This is a genomic window from Methylobacterium sp. Leaf117, from assembly GCF_001422985.1.
In the GTDB taxonomy this organism is placed as follows: Bacteria; Pseudomonadota; Alphaproteobacteria; order Rhizobiales; family Beijerinckiaceae; genus Methylobacterium.
Genome location: NZ_LMNL01000034.1, coordinates 440,965 through 464,387, shown reverse-complemented (window position 1 = coordinate 464,387; position 23,423 = coordinate 440,965). Strand labels below are relative to the sequence as shown.

Below are 23,423 nucleotides of genomic sequence, written 5' to 3'. Positions count from 1 at the left end.
CGAAATCACGCGCGATCGAGCGGCCGCGCGGAGCTTTTCGCGACCTCGGGCGTATCGCCCAGATGGCAAGCACCCGATCCTCGTCCCCTCCGTCGTTCGCCCTGGTGGTCGAGAGCAACGCCCTCGTGCGGATGGACGCCGTGGACATCCTGGAGGATGCGGGCTTCCGGGTGCTGGACATGGCCACCGGCGACGCGGCCGTGGTGATCCTGCGCCAGCACGGCGCCGCCGTGACCCTGCTGTTCACCGCCGTCGGCCTTCAGGGCGCGCATGACGGCTTCGCCCTGGCCCGCGTCACCGCTGCGGACTACCCGCATATCAGCATCGTGGTCGCCTCCGGCCACGAGACACCCGGCCCGGGCGACCTGCCGGAGACGGCCTGCTTCATCGAGAAGCCCTTCAGCGCCGGGATCGTCCACGCGCACCTGCAGCGCATTCTGCCGGAGGACAGGAAGCCCGGGCCGCTGAAGGAGCAGGCGAAGCTCGACCGATAGTCCTATGTGTTGCAGCAGACATAATTCAAACGACCCGTAATATCCGCGACAGATGGTCGATCTTATCGTATGATTGTTGAAGTTTATCCCTATTCCAGAGCCGATGTTTGATGCCGCGATTCTATTTCGACTTTGATTGTAATCACTTGCGTGTGGTCGAAGGCGACGCCTTCGACCTTCCGGATGCGGCTGCGGGCCGCGACGAGATCCTGAAGGCTCTGGCGGAGATCGTGAAAGACGCCTTGCCGAAGAACGATCAGCAGACGTTCCAGGCCTCCGTGCGCGATGAATCCGGCCATCTCGCCTACACCGCGACCGTGACGATGACGGGCCTCTGGCACGCGCCGTACACGACCTGAGCGCCTCTCCTCCGACGACGCGTTCCCGGCCACCTTGCCGGCGGATCTGCTGGTGGAGCGCGGCGCGGCTGGAGGGTCGATCCGGGTCGCCGCGGTAGGGCGCGCCTGTGAAGGAGAGTGTGGCGTGAATCTTAACCGAACCGGGCCATCAAGCCTGCGGGGACCGGCGGCGGGGGGCACTGCGGAACCCTCTCCGACGCCGATCGCCGTTCGCGAATGCCAGGTCCTTCGATGCACACCGATGCCCGGTCGTTCAGCCTCCCGTCCTGGCGCCTCACGCGCTGGCTGACGGATGCGGGTCCGGACGTTCCTCTCGAGATCCGCGCGGCCCTGATCCGCAGCCTGTTCGGCACGTTTCCGATCTTCGCCGGCGGCGTTCTCAACACGATCGCGGTCTCGACCCTGGTGGCGCTCCGGCTGCCCCGGCCGGAATTCCTGATCTGGTGCGCCCTCGAATACACCATCTGCCTCACGCGCCTCGTCGTGCTGGTGATCGCCCACCGCGCCGCGACCGCGCGGCGCCGGACACCGACGGATCTCTACCTGGTGCTCGGGCTCGCCTGGGCGGCCAGCGTCGGCTACGGCACCCTGATCAGCCTGATCAGCGGCGACTGGGTGGTGGCGACCCTGGCCTGCCTCTCGGCGGCCGCCATGGTGGGCGGCATCTCGTTCCGCAATTTCGGGGCGCCGCGCCTCGCCGGCGCGATGATCGTGCTGACGCTGGGCTGCTGCTGCCTCGCCGCGCCGTTCACCGGCGAGCCGATCCTGCTCATCACCTTCCTGCAAATTCCGTTCTACCTCGCCAGCATGAGCGCGGCGGGCTTTCGCCTGAACAAGCTGCTGGTGGCGACCATGCGGGCCGAGCGCGAGAACGCCTTCCGGGCCCATCACGACATCCTGACCGGCCTGCCCAACCGGGCCGGACTGGCGGAGGCGATCGAGGCGCGCGGCGATGCCCCGAAGGCGCTGCTCTACCTCGACCTCGACGGCTTCAAGACTGTCAACGATACCTACGGGCATGGGGTCGGCGACGCTCTGCTGCAATCCGTCGCCGATCGCCTGCGGGCGGGCACGGGGCCGGGCGACGTCGCCGCCCGGCTCGGCGGCGACGAGTTCGTCGTCCTGGCCGACGGCCTCGCCCCCTCGGCGCTGATCGGTTTCAGCGAGGCGATCGCGGCCCGGATCTCGGAGCCCTATGCCCTGGAGGGCGGCCGGACGGCACGGATCGGCGTCAGCATCGGCATCGCCCTGGCGCCCGAACACGGCACCGACCTGCCGCGACTGCTCTCCGTGGCGGACAAGGCCCTCTACGAGGCCAAGGCCCAGGGCAAGGCCCAGGGTGAATCCCGCTGTGCCATCGCACCACTGACGCGGGCCGCCTGAAGGAGGGCCGCTTCGAGGTATGGCGTCGGCGTGAAACTACCGAACGGATGCGCCCGCCGGTTCGCCTACGCGCCGGACCCGGATGGCGGCAGGCCCTGCTCGGGGGTCGGCACCACGCCGAGGCCGCCGGCCGCATCCGGCGGGGCGGCATCGAGACGGCGCAGCAGGGCTTCGTAGGTCTGGACGGCCGGGCCATCGGGCTGGCGTTCCCGCGTGACCTCCAGGAGCTGGCGGACATCCGCGGCGAACCGGCGCTTGGCCTCGTCGCCGCCCGGGACCGTTTCGAACAGCCGGCCGATGGCGACCTCGTACAGGCCGGTCAGAAGTTCGAGCTTCTGAACCTCGCGCTCTCGAACCTCGCGCTCTCGCCCCTGGGGCGTCTGGACATCGTCCGCCATCGTCGGGATCATGCCTGCCGTTCGAGCTGCTTGGCCAGCCGCTGAGCCTTGAGCCGCTCCGTCTTCTCGTCGCGCGCTTGGAGCGATTCCCGCAATTCGGACCAGGCCGCCTCGGCGACGCGGTCGCGCTCGGCAAGCTTGGCCGCCTTGGTCTCGATGCGGTCGACGACGTGGCTCGGCGGTGTCGGCATGGGCGCTCCTCATTCCTGCTCCCAGGGAAGATAGGGCGGCGAGCGCGGAAGTCTGCGTTTCGTGGTCAAGTCTGGGTTTCGTGGTGACGTCTGCAATCGGTGTTGCGGAAAGGATTCATCAACGCTGCGACGCCCGCGTGCCGGAAAAATCCGGAACAGACGGCAGCGGGCAGGATTTCTCCGATCATGCCGGATCGTGTCACGTCAGAGCTGGAAGTGGTCGTCGCACGCCTGAGGGCGGAGCAGGACGTTCTGCTGCTGGACGCCGAGGCCGACGAACGGCCTCCCTGTCAGGCCGTCCTCCAGCGGATCGTCGAACTGGAGACGAAGATCCAGTCGGTCGAAGACCTGATCGAGGATCGCTGAGGCCACGGCGTCGACCGACCGAACCCGCCGCGGCCGGAACCGGGCGGGCGTGAGAAGGCCAAAGCTCGATCAGGTTACGGCTCGATCGGGCTACGGTTTGGGCTTGATCATCTCGTAGCCCATGCGCTTCTCGCCGTTGAAGGCCCAGATGCTCTTGTAGCCACCCGCGTCGTCCTCGACGAGAAGTGCCGTTCCACTGGTGCCGTCGCTGGTGAAGCTCGCCGCCATGATCCGGGCGTCCCCCACGGCGTAGCCGGTGTACTTGTCGCCGGCAATGTTCCAGCTCAGCTTGAAGGTGTCCTTGCTGGTCTGGACGATGACCAGCGTACCGGAATATTCGGTGTCCGGCTCTCCGTTGCTGCCCTTGACGCTGTAATTGCCGGCGCCGCCTGCCAGAGCAGGCAGACTCGCGCACAGCGCGAGGCCGAATACGGCCGATGTGCAGATCCTCGATGCAAATCTCTTCATGATAGCGATGCCCCCGATGACGTTGATCTTGTACACCCGAATTTTCGGGCTCCCGGACTTACGCGGCTGGACTTAACAAACCGAACGCCTGAGCCACGGCGACGCCATCGGTCCGGGTTCCGCCGTGTCTCCGCTGCCGCTTCGATTCTGAGATGGCCGCCACCGACACGGAGCCCACGGGAGGAAACCACGCCAGCAACCCGTCCGGCGCCCGGCGCTGCGCCGGCGCGGCCGTGATCTTCGTCGTCAGGCGGATCAGGCTCTCGGCCGGTGCGTGGCCGGACGCCTGTTCGGCCCCCGGCACCCGGCGTGGGTCACCCTCCCGGGCGGTGCCGTCTCGCCCGGATGGCACGTCCGGGAGCTTCGGACCTATCCGGTCCGCATCACCGGCACGGGAATCGACGTGTGGATCGATGGGGGCCGCTGAGGCCTGCCCATCGCGGCGCCTCGTCCGTTCATCGTCAGCGCGCGGTCCTGAGACCGGCATAGCGCCCGACCGAGGCGTGACTGCCTCTGAAGCGGGGCGGTGTCATGACCGATGCGGGCCGCCCGGCCGATGCAGCCAGCCCGGTCGACGGCGGCTGCGTTCTCCCGGCGCGCTCTCCCGGAACCGAGGCGAGCAGCGCGCGCCGCAGAGCCGTCACCTCGCTGCGCAGCCGTGCATTCTCGCGCTCGACCTCTCCGAGGTGCAGGACGCCGGCCGGCGGCAGACCCCCGAAGCGTCGGCGCCAGCGGTAGAAGGTCCCGACCGAGACATGCGCGGCGGCGCAGATCGCCGGGATGGCCGTTCCGTTCTCCGCCTCCCGCAACAGGAAGGCGATCTCTTGATCGGTATGTCGGGATCGACGCATGCGCAGGAGCCAATCGAGTCGGTATCCGGGACGGCCTCCAGCAAGAAACGAACCGTCGGTCATTCGACGCGCAAAGGTGTGCCGTCCGGCCGATTGTGCAACTTTTGACGTTTGTCGCACCCGGGCGCACTCACCTTGAGCGGAACGCCTGGGTTTTACGCAAGGCACGGGCGCCGTGCAGCCTATTTGGCCTTCCTCCTCACGCCCTCAGCTCGGACAATCGCGGCGTCACGGAACGAGGCGAGAGCGATGGTCGAATTCACGAGACGCAGCCTTCTGGGAACGGCGGCGGCCCTGGCCGCCCCGGCCCTCATCCGGCCGGCCTGGGCCGCCGACACGGTCAAGCTCGGTTGCCTGTTCTCGTCCTCGGGCACCATGGCCAACATCGAGGGCCGCCTGAACCACGTGGTGCGGATGGCGGCCGAGGGCCTCAACGCCAAGGGCGGCGTCAACGGCCGGCGCATCGAGGTCGTGACCTCGGACCCGGCCTCCGACTGGCCCCTCTACGCGCAGATCGGCCGGCAGATGCTGCAGCAGGAAAAGGTCGCGGCCCTGTTCGGCTGCTGGACCTCCGTCTCGCGCAAATCCGTCCTGCCGGTGGTGGAGCAGAACGACGGGCTGCTGTTCTACCCGCTGCATTTCGAGGGCGACGAGAACTCGAAGAACATCGTCTACGTGAACTCGCCCCCGGCAAGCTCGGTGCTGCCGGCGGTCGATTACCTGATGGGGGCCGAGGGGGTCGGCGCCAAGCGCTTCTTCATGATCGGCTCGGACTACGTCTGGCCGCGCACCATCAACAAGCAGCTCAAGGCCTACTGGACATCCAAGGGCGTGCCCGAAACTGCGTGGCGCGAGGAATACGTGCCGCTGGGCTTCTCCAACTTCCAGACCCTGGTCAACCAGATCCGCAGCTTCGCCGCGCAACCCGGTGGGCAGCCCATCGTGGTGCTCACCGTGGTCGGCTCGTCGATTCCCGATTTCCTGCGCGAATTCGCCAACCAGGGCATCCGCGCCACCGACGTGCCGATCCTCGGCCTCGACATGGTGGAGGCCGACCTCGAGGGCCTCGATACCGCGCCGCTGGTCGGCCACCTCAATTGCTGGGCCTATCTCCAGGCCGCCAAGGCCGAGGCCAACACCCGGTTCCTGTCCGAATGGGCGGCCTATGTGAAGGCCAAGTCCGTGCCCTTCAGCGCCGACACCGTCATCGACCCCATGGTCTCGGCCTATGACAGCGTCCAGCTCTGGGCGCTCGCCGCCGCCAAGGCCGGCAGCTTCGACGTGCCGGAGGTGCGCAAGGCCTTCCCGGGCCTCAGCTTCGCCGATCCGTCCGGCTACACTCTGACCATGGGGGCCGAGAACAACTACGTCGCCCGCGGGGTCTTCATCGGCTCGGTCAACGAGAAGCAGGGCTTCGACATCCTCTGGCAATCGCCCGACGCCCCCAAGCCCGTGCCGTTCAGCCCGTATGGTTGAGGGGGTGAGACGGCTCGGTCTCGTTGCTCTCCTGGCGTGGGGCGCGAGCCTGATGATGCCGCCGGCCCTCGCGGCGGATGCGCCGCTCGAGCGCGGCCCCTTCGCCGCCGCCCTGTGCGGGGACGGCGCAGCGCAGACGAAGGCCGTCGAGGCCTTCCTGCACCGCGCCGCGGAGGCGGAGGCCGCCGAGATCGCCTGGGCCGGCGCGGCCTTGCGCGCGCTCCTCGACCGGCGCCTCGCCTGCCTCGGCGAGACCGCCCTGCTGCTCGACCGTACCGGCGCCGCCGAAGGCGTCGAGGCCGCCACCGGGACGGCGCGTCCGGCCGCGGGCGGGCGCTCCCCGGTGCTCGGCCTGCGCCAGCGCGCCCTCGTGGAGACCGCCTCCGGGGCGGCGGCCCTGCTGACCGGGCCGAGCGTCGAGGCGCGCCGGGCCGGCCTGTCCATCCTGGAGCGCCGCATCGGCGCCGTGCCGGAAGCGTTCCTCCTGCGCGCGGCCTCCGCCGAGACCGATCCCGGCCTCAGGGCCAGCCTCGCGGCCGTCGCGCAATCCGCCGCCCTGTCGTCGCCGGACCCGGCGCGCCGCCTCGCGGCGATCCGGGCCGTCTCGGAGGCGCCCTCGGGCGCGGCGTTCTCGCGGCTCTCCGCCCTCAAGACCGACGCGGCCTACGGCAGCGATCCCGCCTTCCGCAGCGCCCTCGACGCCGCCCTCGCCCGGGTCGAGCGGGCCGTGTCCATCGGCAACGGTCTCGCCGTGCTCTACAACGGCCTGAGCTTCGCCAGCATCCTGTTCATGGCGGCCGCCGGCCTCGCCATCATCTTCGGGCTGATGGGCGTCATCAACCTCGCCCAGGGCGAGTTCATCATGATCGGCGCCTACGCCACCTACGGCGTGCAGGAGGTCCTCCGGCGTCTCGCCCCGGCCTGGCTCGACGCGTACCTGCTGGCCGCGATTCCGGTGGCGTTCCTGGCCTCGGCGGGGGTCGGCATCGCCATCGAGGCGCTGATCCTGCGCCACCTCTACCGGCGCCCGCTGATGAGCCTGCTCGCCACCTGGGCCGTGAGCCTGTTCCTCATCAACGGGGTACGGGTCGCGGTCGGATCGCAGAACCTGCAATTCGCCATGCCGTCCTACGTCAGCGGCGGCGTGCCGCTCTATGCCGACTTCGTGGTGACCTGGAACCGCCTCTTCGCCATCGCCTTCGCGGTCGCCACCCTGGCGCTGACCCTCGTGATCCTGAAGCGGACGCCGCTCGGGCTCGACATCCGCGCGGTGACGCAGAACCGCGACATGGCCGCCTGCCTCGGCATCCGCACCCGGCGGGTCGACCGGCTCGCCTTCGGCTTCGGCTCGGGGCTGGCCGGCCTCGCGGGCGTCGCCCTCTGCCCGATCTACAGCGTGAATCCCGGCATGGGCGCGAACTTCATCGTCGACAGCTTCATGGTGGTGGTGCTCGGCGGCGTCGGCACCGTCGCGGGCACCCTGGTGGCGGCACTCGGCATCGGCAGCGCCAACGTGCTGATCGAGCCGCTCTACGGGGCGGTCGCCGCCAAGGTGATCGTGCTCGCCGGCATCATCCTGTTCCTGCAGCGCCGGCCCGAGGGCCTGTTCGCCGTCAGGCGCCGGCGATGAGCGGCGCCGTGGACCTGTCGCCGCGTGTCCCGGCCGTCCGGCGGATCGGCCCCGCTCTGGGGAGCGACCCGCTGCTGGCGAGCCTCGTCGTCCTCGTGCTGGCGGCGGCCCTCGGCCTCGTGCTGCTCCAGCCCGCCCCCTACCTGGTCAACATGGTCGGGCAGCTCGCGGCCTTCGCCATCCTGGCCGTCTCCCTCGACCTCGTCTGGGGCTATCTCGGCATCCTCAGCCTCGGGCACGGGCTGTTCTTCGCCATCGGCGGATACGTCTGCGCCATGCACCTGCTGGCCCATGCCTACGCGGTCACCGGCACGGCGCCGGACCTCATGCAGTTCATGGGCTGGAAGAGCCTGCCGGCCTACTGGACCGGCCTGACCAGCGCGCCCTACGCCCTGGTCCTGGCGCTGGGTCTGGCGGCGGCCGTCGCCTTCGTGTTCGGCCTTGCCTCGTTCCGCTCGCGGGTGAACGGCGTCTACTTCTCGATCATCAGCCAGGCGCTGGTCTACGTCGCCATGCTGCTGATGTTCCGCAACGATACCGGGCTCGGCGGCAACAACGGCATGACGGGTTTCTCCGTCCTGTTCGGCTGGCCGATGGGCAGCCCCGGCGTGGTCACGGGCCTCGCGGTGGCGGCCCTTCTGACCCTGGCGGGCGTGCTCGTCGGTGCCAAGGTTCTCGTGGCGAGTCCGATCGGCCGCCGCATGCTCGCCTGCCGGGACGACGAGGCGCGGCTGCGCACCCTCGGCTACAGCACCACCCGCCTGAAGCTCGGCATCTGGTGCCTCTCGGCCGTCATCGCGGCGCTGGCCGGCCTCCTCTACGTGCCCCAGGTCGGCATCATCAATCCGCGGGTGCTGAGCCCCGACCTGTCCATTGAGATCGCGGTCTGGGTCGCCATCGGCGGCATGGGCCGGCTCGGCGGCGCGGTGATCGGCGCCGTGGCGGTGAACGCCCTGAAGTTCTGGCTCAGCGCGGCGATGCCGGAGGCCTGGCCCTTCATCCTCTCGGGCCTCGTCCTCGCGGTGGTGCTGGGCCTGCCCAACGGGCTGCTCGACCTCGCCGCGCTCCGGCTCCGGCCCGCATCGCTCAAGCCCACATCGCTCAAGCCCACATGGCTTCGACGCGGAGGCGGACTTCGATGAGCGCCCTTGTGGTCGACAGCCTCTCCGTGGTGTTCGGGGCCTTTCGCGCCCTCGACGGCCTGTCGCTCGCCGTCGATGCCGGCGAGGTCCGGGCGGTGATCGGCCCCAACGGCGCGGGCAAGACCACGCTGCTCGATGCCATCACGGGGATCACCCGGCCGCGATCCGGGCGCATCGTCCTCGGCGACGGTCTCGATCTCACCCAGCACGGGGAGGCCGCGATCGCCCGGGCCGGCGTGCGGCGCAAGTTCCAGAAGCCGAGCGTCTTCCCGGCCCTGACGGTGCGCGAGAACCTGAGCCTCGGCTGCGGCCCCGGATGCCCGCCGGGCGCGCAGGCGGACCGCATCGCTGCGGCGCTCGCGGAGACCGGCCTGGAGGCCCGGGCCGGTGCGCTGGCCGGTGCCCTGGCGCATGGGGAGAAGCAGTGGCTGGAGATCGGCATGGTGCTGGCCTCCGAGCCGCGCGTGATCCTCCTCGACGAGCCGGTGGCGGGCCTGTCGGATGCCGAGACGGCCCGGACCGCCGAACTCATCGCCACCCTGCGCCGGCCCGATCGCGCCATCCTGGTGATCGAGCACGACATGGCCTTCGTCGAGGCGGTCGCCGACCGGGTGACGGTGCTGCACGAGGGCCGCACCCTGTTCGAGGGCGGCATGGCCGCCGCCCGGGCCGATGCCCGCGTGATCGAGGTGTTCCTCGGCCGATGAGCACGCCCTGTCCCCCCCGCCCGGCCGGCCTCGCGGTCTCGGGGCTCGACCAGCATTACGGCAGCGCCCAGGTGTTGCGGACCGTCGACCTCGCCGTCGCGCCCGGAGCCTGCCTCGCCGTGCTCGGCCGTAACGGCGCCGGCAAGACCACGCTGCTGCGCTGCCTGACCGGGCTGATCCCGGCGAGTGGCGGGACGATCCGTCTCGACGGCGCCGACATCACGCGCCTGCCCTCCGACCGGCGCGCCCGCGCGGGCCTCGCCATCGTGCCCCAGGGCCGCGAGATCTTCGCCGACCTCACCGTGGCGGAGAATCTGCGCGTCGCCGCGCGCGCGCACGGGCTGGAGCGCGGCGACGCCGTCGACGAGGCGATCGCCCTGTTCCCCGCCCTGCGCGACCTCTGGCATCGACCGGGTGGAAACCTCTCCGGCGGCCAGCAGCAGCAGCTCGCCATCGCGCGCGCGCTGGCGACGCGGCCGCGCGTCCTGCTCCTCGACGAGCCGACCGAGGGCATCCAGCCCTCCATCGTCTCGGCCATCGAGGGCGTGATCGCGGGTCTCAAGGGCCGGATCACCGTGGTGCTGGTGGAGCAGTACCTCGATTTCGCGATCCGCCTCGCCGATGCCTTCGTGGTGCTCGCGCGCGGAAGCGTGGTCGAGCATGGCAGCCGCGAAACCCTGAACCACGACGCCGTCTCGCGTCACATCACCGTCTGATCCGACACAGCAAGGACCCCGTATGTCGCAGCACCACGAGATTCCCGCGACCCCCGAAACCATGGCGCTGGGCTACTTCGACGCCGCCCTGCCGCCCGTCCTGGAGATCGCCTCCGGCGATACCGTGACGCTGCACTCGTTTCCGGCCGGCGGCCGGGAATCCCTGCACCCCGATCCCGCCCGCGTACCGGCCGATTATCGCCTCGCCCTCGACACGCTCGCGCAGGGACCCGGCCCCCACTTCGTCACCGGGCCGGTCCATGTGCGCGGGGCGGAGCCGGGCGACGTGCTCCAGGTCGAGATCCTGGACCTGAAATTCCGCATGGATTGGGGCTTCGTGGCGATCCTGCCGCTCCTCGGCACCCTGCCGGACGAGTTCACCGACTACGAGACCATCCACCCCGACATCGATGTGGCCCGCGGCGTCGCCGTGCTGCCCTGGGGTACGGAGCTGCCCCTCGATCCGTTCTTCGGCATCATGGGCACGGCGCCCCCCGCCGCCTGGGGCCGGGTCGGCACCCCGGTCCCGCGCGGGTTCGGCGGCAACATGGACAACAAGGAACTCAAGGTCGGCACCACCCTCTACCTGCCGGTCTACAATGCGGGCGCCGGCTTCTATGCGGGCGACGGCCACGGCGTGCAGGGCGACGGCGAGGTCTGCATCACCGCCCTCGAAACCGGCTTGACCGGCACCTTCCGCCTCACCGTGCGCAAGGACCTCGGCTATGCCTGGCCCTTCGCCGAGACGCCCACCGACCTGATGTCGATCGGCCTGCACGAGAGCCTCGACGAGGCGATGCGCCAGGCCGTGCGCGAGATGGTGCGGCACGTCTGCGATCGCACGAGCCTCACCCGCAACCAAGCCTACATGCTGTGCTCGCTCGCCGGAAACCTGCGCATCACCCAGACGGTGGACGGCAACAAGGGCGTGCACATGCTGATGCCGAAGAGCGCTCTCGCGTCGCCGGGGGCGTCGCCCGCGCCGACGCAGGCCGCGCCGAAGGGCTGAGCCGTCGAGGCCGGAAGCTCCCTTGGGCGCGAACCTTGCACGCGACTCAACCTTGCACGCGACTCACCTGTGCATGCGCGGTCGCCGGGTCGCGTATGATGCGATGGGGAGGAGGGACGGGCTCGGGACCGGATGGCCTCGGCGCGCGTTAGACCTGCATTCAGCCCCGCGAGAGAGCCCCGATGCAGACGAACCGACTGGCCGAGACCGAAGCGGTTCTGGCGCGCACCGATCAGGCCTGGCGTTCCGAGATGACGCGTCTCTACGGTCCGGACGGCGTGCTCCGGTTCGGCTACAGCCAGGAGGGCCGCGGCGCCGACGGCACGCCCGTGCGCCGGGCCTACGAGGCGCGCCGGCATGCGGTCGCGCTCTGGCGGCATGAGCGGCGGGTCGAAGCCTAGATCGCCCGGCGGCATCCTGGGGGCGTGCCGCGCCGATGGGGATGATGTCCGTCCTCGCCCTGTGGTCCGCGTACTGGGCGGCGATGTTCGCCCAGGTCGCCTATCTGCGATCCCTGGACGACGGCGAGGGCGTTTCCGGATTCTCGTTCCTGTCGAAAAGCCTTCTCGTCATCGGCGCAGCTCTGTTCCTGCTGGGCAGAGGGAGCGTGACCACGTGAGTCTCACCGGTCGGCCGAGCGATTGCGCCGGCCTCTGATCCGGCTGGACGGAACCGCCGGAAACCGGCCCCCGATCCGTCATGCGGGCGAGGACTCCGTCATGCAGGCGAGGACTCCGTCATGCAGGCGAGGGCGGTCGCCCCGTTGGCGCCCCGGATGCGCCCGATCTCCAGCGAAGCGTGACGCCGACGAGCAAGGCCGCTTCGGGGACGATCCTCACCCTCTCGCCTCGGGATGGAACCGCTGACGGAAGGCCATCCGCCACCGGCCACCCTTGCCCCTAAGCCTTTGAGCGAAAGGGTTCGATTAATTTGTCGGCCTGGCGGTACTCTTCTTTAACGAGAGAAATACTCTGCCGATTCAGACGATGGAACCAAAGGCAGTATTTGCTCTGTATTAACTTAGCCGTTCTCATGATCCGTCATCGATCGCAAGAAAGTCAGCGACCCATGGCGGACACGGCATTGTTTTCGGCTCAGTACACCTCCGGCACCGCAGGTGCGGATCGGATCGACCTCTCGTCGCGCGGGACGCGCGCACAACTGATTGCCGGCCAGGATGGTGACGACATCATCATCGGTGCATCAGGCAACGATACAATCAACGGTGGCGCCGGAAACGACATCATGACCGGCGGGCTCGGCGTCGACACCCTGACGGGCGGAGCCGGGGCCGACCGCTTCGTGTTCAGCAAGGCGGATCTCGCCGGTACGGCCACCCTGACGGGCGCCGCCCTCGACCGGATCACCGACTTCGAGGGCNGGAGCCGGGGCCGACCGCTTCGTGTTCAGCAAGGCGGATCTCGCCGGTACGGCCACCCTGACGGGCGCCGCCCTCGACCGGATCACCGACTTCGAGGGCGCCGGCGTCGCCGGGGGCGATACCATCGTCCTCCAGGGCTTCGCCACCGATTCCAGTGTGGTCGAGGTCAGTCGGCAGGGCGCGCTGCACACCTACGAAATCCGCGAGCACGGCGTCGCCGTCGGCCGCTTCACCGCTGTCCATGCCGGAGAGGCGCTCACGTCAGGCGACTTCGTGTTCGAGGCGTCGGAGGCGTCCGTGGTCAAGCCTTCTCCGGAAGCGCTGATCACGCCGGCGGCGTCGAGCACGCTCGCGCCGGTGGTTTCCGCAACCGCACCGGTCAGTTCGAGCAGCGGCCCGATCGCACCCCTGGCGGCCCAGTACACCGCCGGCACCGCGGGTGCCGACCGGATCGACCTCTCCTCGCGCGGGACGCGGGCGCAGCTCATCGCCGGCCAGGACGGTGACGACATCATCATCGGNCGGCGAAGAGACCTATTACCGCCGGCTCGCCCTGGCCCTCGGCGTTCGTCCGTGGTCAAGCCTTCTCCGGAAGCGCTGATCACGCCGGCGGCGTCGAGCACGCTCGCGCCGGTGGTTTCCGCAACCGCACCGGTCAGTTCGAGCAGCGGCCCGATCGCACCCCTGGCGGCCCAGTACACCGCCGGCACCGCAGGTGCCGACCGGATCGACCTCTCCTCGCGCGGGACGCGGGCGCAGCTCATCGCCGGCCAGGACGGTGACGACATCATCATCGGGGCGTCGGGCAACGACACCATCAACGGCGGCGCCGGCAACGACATCATCACCGGTGGGCTCGGCGTCGACCTGCTGACGGGCGGGGCCGGAGCCGACCGCTTCGTNGGGCAACGACACCATCAACGGCGGCGCCGGCAACGACATCATCACCGGTGGGCTCGGCGTCGACCTGCTGACGGGCGGGGCCGGAGCCGACCGCTTCGTGTTCAGCAAGGCGGATCTGGCCGGGACGGCCGGCCTGACGGGCACGGCCCTCGACCGGATCACCGACTTCCAGGGGGCCGGCGCCGCCGGCGGGGACACGCTGGTGTTCCGCGGCTTTGCCGCCGATGCCAACGTGGTCGAGATCGCCCGTCAGGGTACGCTGCACACCTACGAGATCCGCGAGCACGGCGCGGCCGTCGGCCGCTTCACCGCCGTCCATGCCGGGAATGCCCTCACGTCAGGCGATTTCGTCCTGGAGGATTCCGTGGCGCCCGAAACGCCGCCCGTGGTCGTTGCGCCCCCCGGGCCGCAGCCTCCCGAAGTGGCCGTACCGCCGGCGCCCCCGGAGCCGCCGGTCGTCGTCGCTCCGCCCGTCGTCACCCCGCCCGTCGTCGACCCGCCTGTGGTCGTCGCTCCACCCGTCGTGGTGAACGAGCCGGCGCGGGCCAGCGTGGCACCGACGAGCACGATCAAGGCCAACAATGCCGTCCAGGCCCTCAACGGCACGGCCGGGCACGACGACATCTGGGGCTGGGACAAGGGTGGTGCGGTCCTGACCGGCGGCACCGGCGACGACACCTATCACATCTGGCAATCGAGCGATCAGGTCGTNCGGTCATCATTGCCTGGCGCGACTACACCCTGCCGGACAACGTCGAGAACCTGAGCTTCAGCAACGCCAAGAGCGGCACCGGCAACAGCCTCAACAACATGATCACCGGCGATGGCGGCGCCCAGACCCTCAACGGCAAGGCCGGGAACGACATCCTGACCGGCCGCGGCGGGGCCGATATCTTCGTCATCGCCAAGGGCGAGGGCAGCGACATCATCACCGACTTCGCCTCCGGCGTGGACAAGGTCCGCATGGAGGGGGTCAACCTGCACAGCTTCGCCGAGCTGAAGATGGCGGCCAGTCAGGTCGGGTCGGACACCGTCATCGCGCTCGGCGGCGGCGAGACGCTGACCTTACAGAACGTGGCGCTCACGAACCTCAAGGCCGGCGATTTCGCCCTGCCGGCGGACCCGTCGCATCCGGGCATGACGTTGAGCTTCGCCGACGAGTTCAACACCCTCAGTGCTTCGGCCAATGGCCAAGGCACGGTGTGGAAGAGCGCACTTGGCGTCGGCACCAGCCAGGATCGGACCCTGGGGTCGAACCACGAGGCGCAGTACTACTCGGACAGCTCGGTGGGCACGAACCCGTTCTCGGTCTCGAACGGCGTCCTGAGCATCACGGCGGCTCCGGATCACGACGGCAACCCGCTGGGCCTGGCCTACACCTCGGGCGTGCTCACCACGGCCAAGTCGTTCGCCCAGACCTACGGCTATTTCGAGATGCGCGCCGAGCTGCCGGCGGGCCAGGGCATGTGGCCGGCCTTCTGGCTGCTGAACGCCGACGGGACGTGGCCGGCCGAACTCGACGTTCTGGAGTTCCTGGGCCACGACAAGGACACCGCCTACGCCACGGCGCATTCCTCGATCGGCGGTCATACCCTGACGAGCATGCCGGTGCAGACGGAAGACCTGACGGAGGGCTTCCACACCTTCGGCGTCAACTGGCAGAAGGACACGCTGGAATGGTACATCGACGGTGCGAAGGTGGCCGAGACGGCAACGCCGGCCGACATGCACAAGCCGATGTACATGGTCGTCAATCTGGCGGTGGGTGACACCGGCAGCTGGCCGGGCAAGTACGACGCCTCCATGCCGACCACNATGGCCGAAGGGCGCGCGGTAGGTCAGATTGCGCAGGCCCGGCGTCTTGCCACACCTTCGGGGTCGATTGGCAGAAGGACACGCTGGAATGGTACATCGACGGTGCGAAGGTGGCCGAGATGGCAACCCCGGCCGACATGCACAAGCCGATGTACATGGTCGTCAATCTGGCGGTGGGTGACACCGGCAGCTGGCCGGGCAAGTACGACGCCTCCATGCCGACCACGCATCTCGACGTCGATTACGTCCGGGTCTGGGCCAACGACGCCATCCACTGAGATCCTCGCGCTCGACGACCCCGATGCGCGAACCGGCGCGGTTCCCGCGCCGGGACCGGTATCGGCGGGCGGTCTCCGTCTGCCGGTGGGATCGGTGCAGCGCTGCGCCCGTGACGCTGGAAACGCAAGACGGCTCCGACGCAGGACGCGCCGGAGCCGGTCAGGTCGCTCTCGCGCGAGAGCAGGGTGAGGAGCAGGGTCAGACGATCAGGATGTGCCCGGCATCGAGGGTCGACAGGCTGAGGTTCAGAAGCTCCATCGTGTCCGAGCCATGCGTGATCACCACGTCGTCGATCGCGCCGTCATGATCGGCATCGACGAGGTGGCTTGCGGATTGGACGGCCGCGACGCTGCTGAAATCCGCCTTGGAGATGCGGAGCAGGTCCTTGTCGGAGCCGGAACCGCCCTGGAAGTCGAGCACCCGGTCGTGGCCCGACCCGAACACGAAGATGTCCGAGCCCGCGCCGCCCTTCAGCACATCGTTGCCGGCGCCGCCGTCGAGGGTCTGACGCCCGGCACCGCCCTGGATGACGTTGTCGAGGCTGTTGCCGGTGGCCGTGGTGTTGGCACCGAACGCGAACAGGTTCTCGACATTGGCGGCCAGGGTATGGTTGGCATAGGCGATGACCGTGTCGGTGCCGCCGCCGCTGCTCTCCACCACCTTGTCCTTCGAGACGTAGTAGGTGTCGTCGCCGGCGCCGCCCGTCAGCGTGGAGGTGCCGTTGCCTCGGAGCGCATCGGCGCCCGATGTGCCCGTGAGGGTCTGGTAGCTTCCGCTGGCGACGAAGCCCTTGGTCGCGACAGCGCTCTCGTAGAGGGGCTTATCCTCGGCATTGAGCGCGAACAGGGTGCCGCCGGTCGGGCTCTTGTCCGGAGAGGAGGGGGCGGGCGTCGGGGTGACCGGAGTTGTCGGGGCGGCCGCGGTGCCGTCACCGGAATAGACGTGGATGTAGTCGATCTGCATCTTGGACGGAAACGTCGTCGTGGCGTCCGGATTGCCCGGCCAGGTCCCACCGACCGCGAGATTGGCGACCATGTACATCGGCTTGTGCATGTCGGCCGGGGTGGCGATCGAGGCGACTTCCAGGCCGTCGAAGTACCAGCGGATGGTGTCCTTCTGCCAGTCGACGCCGTAGGTGTGGAAGCCCTTGGTCATGTCGGCGACGGTCGAGCCGATCGAGGTTTCGACCAGCGATCCCGTCTGCATCGACCGAAGCGTGGTCACCAGCGAGGTCGGCTTGCTTCCGACCACCTCCATGATGTCGAGCTCGGGGGGCCAGGTGCCATCCTGCGGCATCAGCCAGAAGGCCGGCCACAAACCCTGCCCGGCAGGAAGCTGGGCGCGCATCTCGAAATACCCATAGGTTTGGGAAAACGATTGATGCGACTGGATCATGCCGGACGTGTAATTATAATTATTGATATAGGGCTTGATCGCGGCCGGAGCTTTCGCGGCAGTGATTTCAAGGACACCGTTGTTGATCGTCCAGGGCTTGACCGAAGCGGTCGGCGTATAGTTGCTGTTGATGTACCATTCCAGCTCTTTGTTGCCGGCCAGTGTGCTGCCATTGACGTTGAGCGAAGACCCTGCCTGGGTCGTCTCCCAGGTCCCCGACTTGCCGTTCCACAGGCTCAGGCTGTTGAACTCGTCCGCGAAGGTCAGGGTGCGGCCCGCGGTCGATACCGGAAGCTGGAAATCGTCCGCGGTGAAGTCTGCAATCTTGTGGTTGCGGAAGATGAGCGCCTCGCTCCCGCTCAAGGCCAGCTTGACGTCCGATCCGACCTGCGACATGGCCGACTTCACCTGGGCGAAGCTCGTCAGGCTGTAGCCGTCGAGCCGCGCCAGGTCGCCGGCCCCGCTCGTCTGGAAATCGACGATCACATCGCTGCCGTCGCCCTTCGTCACCAGGAAGGTGTCGCGCCCGCCGCCGCCGATCAGGACGTCGTTGCCCAAGCCGCCGTCGATCGTCTGCGCGCTGCTGTCGCCGCGGATGATGTTGGCGAGGCCGTTGCCCTCGACGCGGGCGATGCCGTTGATGTTCAGATTCTCGATGTTGTCGGCCAGGACGTAGTCGCGCCACCAGGTGGTCACGGTGTCGACGCCGCCCCCGGCCGCTTCGATGGGCTTCGTCTTCAGGTCGGGCAGCGCGTAGCTGTCGTCGCCTGCCCCCCCGGCCAGCGATGACACGGTGTTGGCCTTACCGGAAAGCGAGTCGGCGCCGCTGGTGCCATTGAGGGTCTGACCGCCATAGGAAGTGGTGAACCACTTCGCCGGAGATGTACTGTCTCTCAGTGCAACACCAGATGAATTGAGCCAACTTGCCATACAACCTCACAATAGTGGTGAACGAATACGCAGGTCCAGGTCACGGATACGCGCTCAAAATGGCTAACAAACGATTGATGGTGCGATCAAGGTCGCTGTTCCTAAAAGGGCACACCCCCGCGGGAATCTGAGTGTCGAACAGCGACTGAGCCTTCGTCGGACGCGAAGGGTCGTGCCGGCTCGGACGGGCGGGTCGCAAGCGCCATCGCGGCGGCCTCCCGCGTCCCCCCAAAGGCGCCCGCACGGCCCGAGCGGTTCCGGCGGCCGCCCGCGATGCCGTCGGCGACGCCGGCCGCCAGCGCGCGGCGCATGCGAAGGCCGATTTGAGGGGGCGACCCGGCGAGGAGGGGCCTACCGGGCCCGTTGGCGATCGCCCGGTGCCGGCGCGGCCGATTCGGCGGCCGGACCTCGGGCCTCGATGCGTGCCCCCACGGGGCCGGCCCCGGCACTCCGAAGCCCGGCGAAGGTCGCCGCTGCGGCCTCCGTCCGGGTTGTACGGCACGTCCGCAGCCGGGGGCGACAGGGGATGTCCGACAATTCCAGGGGCCCGCGCAGGCAAACGGCAGCGTGGGACTTTCGGTTTGGCGTGAACCGTCCTCCCCGAAGGCCGTTTTCACGTCCACAGGAGGGACCGTCATGACCGTCGTCGCGTCGAACAAGATCTGGCTGGAGGGCAGTGCCGCGCGGAGCGAGGGCCAGCCCGTCTCCGCCAACCCGTATCCGGCGGGATCGCAGGAGAGTGCGGACTGGCTGGAAGGGTACACGACCGTCGAGGCCGAGCAGCTCGTGGCCAGTCCCGAGCCTGGCGAGAACATCTAGCCTTCGGCGGATCGGTCGCCGTTGCGGTTCGATCAACGAACGCAACGGCGCCGATGCAACGCGCGATCGCAGAAGGACCGCTCGACCCGAGGGCGGGACCGGTCCGCCTGGGCGATCCCCCGAACCGATGCAGGGCGCCGTCCCGGCTTGCCGCGCACCTGCGATCTGCCTCTGCCCGGCCGAAATCTCCCGTCCCGTGCCCGATCACGCGCCGCTGCGCGGCGGCCCGCAGGCCTCACGCTGACCGTCGCGGTCGCGAAATCGGCGGGGCGGAGACCCCTTCCTGCACCGCGCGAAAGTTCCTCCACAGCTCGGAAACATGCTTCGGACCCGTTTGGTCGGACGCGCGTTCGCTGCTCACCAGCGTTTGGATAGAGGAACACCGCCATGACCGACACCAGTCAGATCCAGGAGCACATGCCCGTCGTCGGCTCCGATGGCGGACATGTCGGAACCGTGGATCACCTCGACGGGCAACGCATCAAGCTCACCCGCACCGATCCCGAGGCTCAGGGCCAGCATCACTTCATCCATATCGACTCGATCGCCGCTGTCGAGGGCGGCGAAGTCCGGCTGAATCGCACGACCGCGGAAGCCAAGGATGAGTGGGGCACGGCCGAGTAACACGATCCTGTCCCAGGGTAGGGAGCCGATGGCCCCCTACCCGCATGAGCGACGGACGGCTTATCGCCTGGTCCCGCAAAGTATTTTTGCGAAGTCCGAAAAGTTAATTTTTGGGCAGCATTGCTGATTTTGGGCGGCCTGCACTCAGGACATGTCTTTCTTCGGTCATCATTGGCCCCGTGCCCTTGCAAAGCTGCGATATAGTGGTCATCGGACGGCGGGCGGGCATTATGCTGCGTTGCAAAATCAGCAAACCGCAGCGCACAAAAATGTGGTTCAATCTCTTCAACGGCGGCCCCTTGCCAGCCGATCAGGAGATTTCCCATGCGCGTCGCTCGCCTTCTCACCCTGACCGTTCTCGCGTCGGTGTCCTTCGCCGGCGGTGCCGCCCAGGCGGGTGAAGCCCTCTACCTGACGCCTCCACTGTTTCGCGAGCAGGTGCGTGAAACCCAGCAGGTGCGCAGCGTCAGCGACCTGACCACCACGCCTCAGCCGACCGCTTCGGCCGGGCCTGCGGCGACGCCGCGGAGCGCGCAGGCGGCGGGAGAGGTGGAAACGACCGGCTCTTTCTGAAGAAGACCGACGGCGTCGACCCTGCGGGTCCGCCGCTGACCGCCTCGAACCGGGCTCATCGAGCGATTCCTGCTGGGATCTTCCTCGGTGAGCCCGTTTCGTTTTCGGGCCGGCATCGGTCCGGTTCTGGCAGGTATCCCCGTGAGCCTGTCGCGATGATCCCCGGCCCCAGCGCCGCGCGCATCCGGGACCGCCTCGTCCCCATCCGTGGCGGTCCACCCGGTCCCGAGTTCGGAATGCCGAGTTCGGAATACCAAGTTCGGAATACCAAGGGCCGGAAGGGACCTTTCGGTGTGCCGGTTCGGCGTGAACGTGGAATCCCGGACGGGCTGCTTGGCCCGAGGCGCCGGGTTAGGATTAACGATATCTTAAACCCGTCATCGACCTATGCTCAGATCTGTGATGTTCTGAAATGAGCAGACAATCGCGCGCGTGTTGGCGAGGACCCATCGTGATTCCCGACGAAGATCCCCTCTGGTACGATCGCGAGGAATCCGACCCGCCGATGCAAAGATCGGCGATGCTGTGCGGCCTGGTCCTCGTTTCCCTGGCCTGCATTCTGTTTTTTCCGCTTCGCCTGTGGGAGAAACTGAAGAGGGGCGTCGTGGTCGCCTTTCAGGATGTGGAGCCGGTGTCCCGCAGGCCTTGAGCTTCCGGCGACGGGTCGGCGCGGCGCCGTTCGATCCGCCATCCGCGACGTTGCAGGGCTCAGCGTCCCGCCTTCCGTCCTGATCTGCGCCCGCAGGTCCGATCCGAGGGCTCCACGAGGCGGATTCTTGCGCGGGCGCGGAGCGGCCAGGAGGGTAGGATGGTGGATCGCGCATCGGCTTATCCGTCCGCAAGGCAGCCGCCGCGTCGGCTCGCCGCCCATATCGACTCCCTGCGGCAACTCCAGGCCTTCAACGATCGCGGCGGGATCCCGGTCCATTTCGACGTGATGCGCTCGATCGCGCCGGAGATCGAGATCGACGGGCGGGTCGACGCGTGCATGAGCCTGTGGGCGACCCACACGATCAGCGGCTTCGTCACCAAGCCGAAATACGACGCGGCCGTGATGACGTTCCGCTTCGTCACGCGCGGCCACGTCACCTACCGCCACCGCGCCGGCAATTCGATCGGAACACCGACGCAAGCGACCCTCGTGGGATTCGAGGATCTGCGGGAAGTTCAGGCCTCGGGCAGCTTCAGCGCCCTCAGCGGGACGATCGCCGTTGAGACCCTGACGGCCGCCGATGCGGCCCTGATGGGTGATTGCCGCGGCCTGTCGTCCCTCGCGCCGGTCGCCGACATCGCGACCCCGGGCATGAAGGCCCTCGCCTGCTCCCTGCGCCAGATCCAGCGTCGGGTCCAGGAGGCCGATCCGGCGTGTGACTACGTCCTACCCCTGGTTCAGGAAATTCTGAGCTATCAGTTGCTCTCGGCCTGGCCGAAGCGGGTGGAGCCGAAGGTTTGCGACAGGGTCGACGTTCCGTCCCGCAGCCTCCGGATGGCGCTCGACTATATCGAGGCGAACCTGTCCGGCCCCCTCACCTTGGCGGACATTGCGGCCGCCGCCGGGATCAGCGTCCGCGGCCTGCAGACCCGGTTCCGCCGGGACGTGGGACAGACGCCATTTCAATTCCTCATCGATCAGCGCCTGAAGCGGGTCCATCAGGATCTGATCAGCGCGCGCAATGCCGCCCTTCCGGTAGCGGTGATCGCGAAGCGCTGGGGCTTCGCCCACATGAGTGACTTCGGCCAGCGTTACCGGAGGCTCTACGGATGCACGCCCTCCGAGACCCGTCGCTCGACTGCCTAAAGCACTGACTCAGACGGATGGTTCAGGGGATCGGCTGGCTGCGGCGAGGATGTCGGCGGCAGGTTTTGTCCAGACGAAGGGTTTGGCGCGCCGATTGTGCTCGGCGATGTACAGGAACAAGCGCAGCCCCTCCCGCGTGAAGTGTAGATCCTGAACGCGGATCGCAGCGAGTTCCGAGCGTCGGAGCGCGCCGGCAAGGGCCAGCAGAAACATGGCCTTGTCCCGGCGCTAGGCGAATGAGCCCGTGCAAACGGAAAGAAGCGTCACGACCTCCTCGCGGCCGAGAGCCGCCGCCTTCACCTGCGGCCGCCCGTGTGTTCGGAACATGCCCCTGAGCGTCGCGCGTACGATCGGGTGCGAAGGGCGCCAGTCGTGGCCGGCGATCTTGTGCGCTTGCCCGCTCGCCACCACGCGGCGCTCGATGGTGGCTCTGCTAAACGTGGTGACCTGCGCGGCGATATAGGCAGCCGAGGTCTGCGGCTCTGCAGGCAGGCTCGCCAAGCGCTTCGTACGGCACCATGCAAGGGAGTGGGATTGCCCCGGTTCAGTGGACGGTTAGGGGACTTAGCTGAGCAGAGTTTTGATGATCGGTTCTGACCCGGCCTTCTGCTCGTAGACGACGGGGGAGCGGTATCCGAGCGCCGAGTGGCGACGCAGCGGGTTGTAGAAGCCCTCGATGTAGCTGAAGACTGCCATGCGGGCCTCCGCCTGCGAGCGGAAGCAGCGTCGGGCGAGCAACTCGCATTCAAGGGTGGAGAAGAAGCTTTCGGCCATGGCGTTGTCGTAGGCGTCACCGACTGAGCCCATCGATGGGCGCACGCCCGCCTCCCGGCATCGATTGCCGAAGGCCAGCGACGTATACTGCGATCCCTGGTCGGAGTGATGGATCACGTCACGCGGCTTGCGTTGCGTGACGGCCATCTCCAGGGCGTTCAGCACCAGCTCGGAACGCAGGTGGTTGGTCATCGCCCAACCGATGATCCGCCGGCTGAAGGCATCGAGTACCACGGCAAGGTAGAGGAAGCCGTGCAGTTGGCACGTAGGTGATGTCGGCCACCCACAGCCGGTTCGGTGCCTCGGCCACGAAGTTGCGATCGACGAGGTCGGGGGCCGGGCGCGCCTCCTGATCGCGCCGTGTGGTCACGGGACCGCCGCGCCGATGGCTGGCCCCGACGAGGCCGGCCTCGCGCATCAGCCGAGCGATGTATTTGCGAGAATGCAGCTCGCCCTGCTCGCGTAGGTCGGCGTGGACGCGCGGCGCGCCATAGGTCTCGTGCGAGCCGAAGTGGACGGTGCGGATCCGCTTCAGCAGCACGGCGTCCGCCATCGCCCTCGCCGAGGGCTCCCGGCGGGTCCAGGCGTAGTCCCCGGCCTTCGACACGCCAAGCACACGGGCCATCACCGTGATCGGGAAGTCGCGCGCGAGAGGATATTGCTTCGCTGACCTTCGGTTCGCGCTCCAGCTTCAGCTGTCGGTTCTCCCGCCGAAGCCGGACGAGTTCGTCGCGCTCGGTCGTCGTCAGGCCGGGATCGACCATCGGCGGCTTGGCCTCGGATCGGCCTTCGCCGCGGTCAGCCTCCGTGACCCAGTTCTGGATGGTCTGTCGCGATGGCTCGAACTCGCGGGCGAGGTCGGTTGGATCGCGGCCGGCACGGACCAGATCGACCATCTGCCGGCGGAACTCAGCCGGGTATGCGGGACGGGTCTTGGGTATT

Annotated in this window: 26 protein-coding genes and 5 pseudogenes; 23 read left to right on the top strand and 8 right to left on the bottom strand. The window is 68.3% G+C overall.

Annotated features, from left to right (window positions below):
* Positions 1–62 precede the first annotated feature (62 nt).
* The 3 genes from ASF57_RS16775 to ASF57_RS16765 all read left to right on the top strand — a co-directional run bounded on the left by ASF57_RS16775 (position 63) and on the right by ASF57_RS16765 (position 2,236).
* Positions 63–494: a response regulator gene (locus tag ASF57_RS16775; RefSeq protein WP_056185700.1), complete on the top strand. Its 432-nt coding sequence runs from the start codon at positions 63–65 to the stop codon at positions 492–494.
* Positions 495–640: 146 nt separating this feature from the next.
* Positions 641–853 carry a hypothetical protein gene (locus ASF57_RS16770; protein WP_156376202.1) on the top strand — a complete coding sequence of 71 codons (213 nt, stop codon included), beginning with the start codon at positions 641–643 and terminating at the stop codon, positions 851–853.
* A 231-nt stretch (positions 854–1,084) separates the two neighbouring features.
* The gene (locus tag ASF57_RS16765; RefSeq protein ID WP_056485258.1) at positions 1,085–2,236 is read left to right on the top strand and encodes a GGDEF domain-containing protein; all 1,152 of its coding nucleotides are present in this window, start codon (positions 1,085–1,087) and stop codon (positions 2,234–2,236) included.
* Between the two features lie 65 nt (positions 2,237–2,301).
* Here ASF57_RS16765 and ASF57_RS16760 read toward each other — a convergent pair whose 3' ends face one another.
* Together ASF57_RS16760 and ASF57_RS16755 are read right to left on the bottom strand one after the other, a co-directional pair.
* Complete coding sequence (locus tag ASF57_RS16760) at positions 2,302–2,634, bottom strand: hypothetical protein (RefSeq protein ID WP_244476978.1); 333 nt, start codon at positions 2,632–2,634, stop codon at positions 2,302–2,304.
* Positions 2,635–2,642: 8 nt separating this feature from the next.
* Positions 2,643–2,825 (bottom strand): hypothetical protein, encoded by a 183-nt coding sequence (locus tag ASF57_RS16755; protein WP_056185710.1) that lies wholly within the window; start codon positions 2,823–2,825, stop codon positions 2,643–2,645.
* Between the two features lie 186 nt (positions 2,826–3,011).
* Here ASF57_RS16755 and ASF57_RS16750 point away from each other — a divergent pair, with 186 nt between their 5' ends.
* The gene (locus tag ASF57_RS16750) at positions 3,012–3,191 is read left to right on the top strand and encodes a hypothetical protein (protein WP_056485256.1); all 180 of its coding nucleotides are present in this window, start codon (positions 3,012–3,014) and stop codon (positions 3,189–3,191) included.
* A 90-nt stretch (positions 3,192–3,281) separates the two neighbouring features.
* Here ASF57_RS16750 and ASF57_RS16745 read toward each other — a convergent pair whose 3' ends face one another.
* Positions 3,282–3,695 (bottom strand): hypothetical protein, encoded by a 414-nt coding sequence (locus tag ASF57_RS16745; protein ID WP_056485255.1) that lies wholly within the window; start codon positions 3,693–3,695, stop codon positions 3,282–3,284.
* A 238-nt stretch (positions 3,696–3,933) separates the two neighbouring features.
* On the opposite strand from ASF57_RS16745, the gene ASF57_RS25920 reads away from it, so the two are divergent.
* The gene (locus ASF57_RS25920) at positions 3,934–4,086 is read left to right on the top strand and encodes a hypothetical protein (RefSeq protein WP_156376201.1); all 153 of its coding nucleotides are present in this window, start codon (positions 3,934–3,936) and stop codon (positions 4,084–4,086) included.
* A gap of 34 nt (positions 4,087–4,120) precedes the next feature.
* Here ASF57_RS25920 and ASF57_RS16735 read toward each other — a convergent pair whose 3' ends face one another.
* Positions 4,121–4,510: a transposase gene (locus ASF57_RS16735; RefSeq protein ID WP_056486050.1), complete on the bottom strand. Its 390-nt coding sequence runs from the start codon at positions 4,508–4,510 to the stop codon at positions 4,121–4,123.
* Between the two features lie 249 nt (positions 4,511–4,759).
* On the opposite strand from ASF57_RS16735, the gene ASF57_RS16730 reads away from it, so the two are divergent.
* The 13 genes and pseudogenes from ASF57_RS16730 to ASF57_RS26260 form a co-directional block, all read left to right on the top strand.
* Complete coding sequence (locus ASF57_RS16730; RefSeq protein ID WP_056485251.1) at positions 4,760–5,986, top strand: transporter substrate-binding protein; 1,227 nt, start codon at positions 4,760–4,762, stop codon at positions 5,984–5,986.
* Between the two features lie 4 nt (positions 5,987–5,990).
* Entirely contained in the window at positions 5,991–7,616 is a 1,626-nt protein-coding gene (gene urtB / locus ASF57_RS16725; protein ID WP_244476977.1) for an urea ABC transporter permease subunit UrtB, read from the top strand.
* The gene (urtC, locus tag ASF57_RS16720; RefSeq protein ID WP_056485247.1) at positions 7,613–8,758 is read left to right on the top strand and encodes an urea ABC transporter permease subunit UrtC; all 1,146 of its coding nucleotides are present in this window, start codon (positions 7,613–7,615) and stop codon (positions 8,756–8,758) included. Before urtB ends, urtC begins: the two co-directional genes overlap by 4 nt.
* A complete protein-coding gene (locus ASF57_RS16715; RefSeq protein ID WP_056485245.1) occupies positions 8,755–9,465 on the top strand; it encodes an ATP-binding cassette domain-containing protein in 711 nt (236 codons plus the stop codon). Before urtC ends, ASF57_RS16715 begins: the two co-directional genes overlap by 4 nt.
* Positions 9,462–10,181 carry an urea ABC transporter ATP-binding subunit UrtE gene (urtE, locus tag ASF57_RS16710; RefSeq protein ID WP_056485243.1) on the top strand — a complete coding sequence of 240 codons (720 nt, stop codon included), beginning with the start codon at positions 9,462–9,464 and terminating at the stop codon, positions 10,179–10,181. Before ASF57_RS16715 ends, urtE begins: the two co-directional genes overlap by 4 nt.
* Positions 10,182–10,203: 22 nt before the next feature.
* A complete protein-coding gene (locus tag ASF57_RS16705) occupies positions 10,204–11,190 on the top strand; it encodes an acetamidase/formamidase family protein (protein ID WP_056485241.1) in 987 nt (328 codons plus the stop codon).
* 182 nt (positions 11,191–11,372) lie between these two features.
* Positions 11,373–11,591: a hypothetical protein gene (locus ASF57_RS16700; protein ID WP_056185735.1), complete on the top strand. Its 219-nt coding sequence runs from the start codon at positions 11,373–11,375 to the stop codon at positions 11,589–11,591.
* A 41-nt stretch (positions 11,592–11,632) separates the two neighbouring features.
* Positions 11,633–11,809: a hypothetical protein gene (locus tag ASF57_RS26495; RefSeq protein WP_200935884.1), complete on the top strand. Its 177-nt coding sequence runs from the start codon at positions 11,633–11,635 to the stop codon at positions 11,807–11,809.
* 413 nt (positions 11,810–12,222) lie between these two features.
* Positions 12,223–12,570 (top strand): annotated as a pseudogene (locus tag ASF57_RS26620) (hypothetical protein); the annotation flags it as partial.
* A gap of 574 nt (positions 12,571–13,144) precedes the next feature.
* Positions 13,145–13,473, top strand: a pseudogene (locus tag ASF57_RS26615) (hemolysin); the annotation flags it as partial.
* Between the two features lie 14 nt (positions 13,474–13,487).
* A pseudogene (locus tag ASF57_RS27375) lies at positions 13,488–14,185 on the top strand (hypothetical protein); the annotation flags it as partial.
* Between the two features lie 99 nt (positions 14,186–14,284).
* Positions 14,285–15,288: pseudogene (locus ASF57_RS27300) on the top strand (family 16 glycosylhydrolase); the annotation flags it as partial.
* A 1-nt stretch (position 15,289) separates the two neighbouring features.
* Positions 15,290–15,567: family 16 glycosylhydrolase (locus tag ASF57_RS26260; protein ID WP_162241579.1), on the top strand; the 278-nt coding region annotated here is incomplete at its 5' end.
* A gap of 199 nt (positions 15,568–15,766) precedes the next feature.
* On the opposite strand, the gene ASF57_RS27035 is transcribed toward ASF57_RS26260, so the two are convergent.
* Positions 15,767–17,755, bottom strand: coding sequence for a family 16 glycosylhydrolase (locus ASF57_RS27035; RefSeq protein ID WP_244476976.1), 1,989 nt, complete (start codon positions 17,753–17,755; stop codon positions 15,767–15,769).
* A gap of 774 nt (positions 17,756–18,529) precedes the next feature.
* Here ASF57_RS27035 and ASF57_RS16665 point away from each other — a divergent pair.
* The 5 genes from ASF57_RS16665 to ASF57_RS16650 all read left to right on the top strand — a co-directional run bounded on the left by ASF57_RS16665 (position 18,530) and on the right by ASF57_RS16650 (position 21,707).
* Positions 18,530–18,712 (top strand): hypothetical protein, encoded by a 183-nt coding sequence (locus ASF57_RS16665; RefSeq protein ID WP_056181925.1) that lies wholly within the window; start codon positions 18,530–18,532, stop codon positions 18,710–18,712.
* 387 nt (positions 18,713–19,099) lie between these two features.
* Positions 19,100–19,336 carry a DUF2171 domain-containing protein gene (locus ASF57_RS16660; RefSeq protein ID WP_056181921.1) on the top strand — a complete coding sequence of 79 codons (237 nt, stop codon included), beginning with the start codon at positions 19,100–19,102 and terminating at the stop codon, positions 19,334–19,336.
* A 324-nt stretch (positions 19,337–19,660) separates the two neighbouring features.
* Entirely contained in the window at positions 19,661–19,909 is a 249-nt protein-coding gene (locus ASF57_RS16655) for a hypothetical protein (RefSeq protein WP_056485231.1), read from the top strand.
* A 451-nt stretch (positions 19,910–20,360) separates the two neighbouring features.
* Positions 20,361–20,558: a hypothetical protein gene (locus ASF57_RS25910; protein WP_156376199.1), complete on the top strand. Its 198-nt coding sequence runs from the start codon at positions 20,361–20,363 to the stop codon at positions 20,556–20,558.
* 159 nt (positions 20,559–20,717) lie between these two features.
* Positions 20,718–21,707, top strand: a complete 990-nt coding sequence (locus tag ASF57_RS16650; RefSeq protein ID WP_056485229.1) for a helix-turn-helix transcriptional regulator — start codon at positions 20,718–20,720, stop codon at positions 21,705–21,707.
* Positions 21,708–21,716: 9 nt separating this feature from the next.
* On the opposite strand, the gene ASF57_RS16645 is transcribed toward ASF57_RS16650, so the two are convergent.
* The 3 genes and pseudogenes from ASF57_RS16645 to ASF57_RS16635 form a co-directional block, all read right to left on the bottom strand.
* On the bottom strand, positions 21,717–21,920 hold the full coding sequence (locus tag ASF57_RS16645) for a hypothetical protein (protein WP_056485228.1): 204 nt from the start codon (positions 21,918–21,920) through the stop codon (positions 21,717–21,719).
* 15 nt (positions 21,921–21,935) lie between these two features.
* Positions 21,936–22,208 (bottom strand): hypothetical protein, encoded by a 273-nt coding sequence (locus ASF57_RS16640; protein WP_056485227.1) that lies wholly within the window; start codon positions 22,206–22,208, stop codon positions 21,936–21,938.
* Positions 22,209–22,271: 63 nt separating this feature from the next.
* Positions 22,272–23,422, bottom strand: a pseudogene (locus ASF57_RS16635) (IS3 family transposase).
* Position 23,423: the final 1 nt, after the last annotated feature.